Source organism: Novacetimonas hansenii JCM 7643 (assembly GCF_000964405.1).
GTDB lineage: Bacteria > Pseudomonadota > Alphaproteobacteria > Acetobacterales > Acetobacteraceae > Novacetimonas > Novacetimonas hansenii.
On sequence record NZ_BANE01000253.1, the window covers coordinates 1 to 738 of the forward strand.

The window sequence follows — 738 nt, forward strand, 5'->3', positions numbered from 1 at the left end:
GCCACCGCCGCCACCGCCGGTGATCACGCAGCCGCCGCCGCCGTACATCCCGCCGCCGAAGATCCAGGTGCAGGCGCCGCCGCCGCCGATCAAGCACGTGACGCACACGAAGCCGCCCAAGCCCATGCCGCCGGCAAAGGTTACGCCGCCGTCGTCGTCGGATGCGCCGGTGTCCAATGCGCCGCCCGTGCCCGATCATATGGCTGGTTCGTCGCCGCTGAACCATGTGGTGCCCGAATATCCCGAAGAAATGTCGGATGCGGGTCGCGAAGGCGTCGTGACGGTTGCCTGTGACGTCGAAACGACGGGCGCGACCAGCAACTGCCAGGTCATGAGCGTGAAGGGTGGGCAGCCGTTTGCCGATGCCGCGCTGCGTGCCGTGCGTCAGTCGCGTTATGCTCCGGCCGTAAAAAATGGTGTTCCGATCAAGGAATTTCATCACCTTTATACCATCACATTCAGCCTGAACGACTGAGTGTGGCGGTGTCAGCCCATGTTGCGATGCGGGGGCTCGCAGTCCCCCGCAGCTTCTAAAAACAACACGTCCTGTCTAGAGGATCCTGAGTAAATGATCAGACTGCATCGCAAACACGCTCTCATCACCTCGGCAGCTTTCGCCGCCATGCTGTGCGTTTCGTCTCCGCTTGCGGCGCTGGCGCAGGACGCGGCCCCGGCGGCCGATGGGGCCGCCCCGGCGGTTTCCGCGCCGCCGACCGATGGTGCGGGCGCCCCTGCGGC

General features: G+C 65.3%; 1 protein-coding gene. It reads left to right on the plus strand.

Features of this window, described 5'->3' with window-relative positions; genetic code table 11:
- Positions 1 to 475: energy transducer TonB (locus B7G66_RS14200; protein ID WP_048859311.1), on the plus strand; the 475-nt coding region annotated here is incomplete at its 5' end.
- Positions 476 to 738 lie beyond the last annotated feature (263 nt).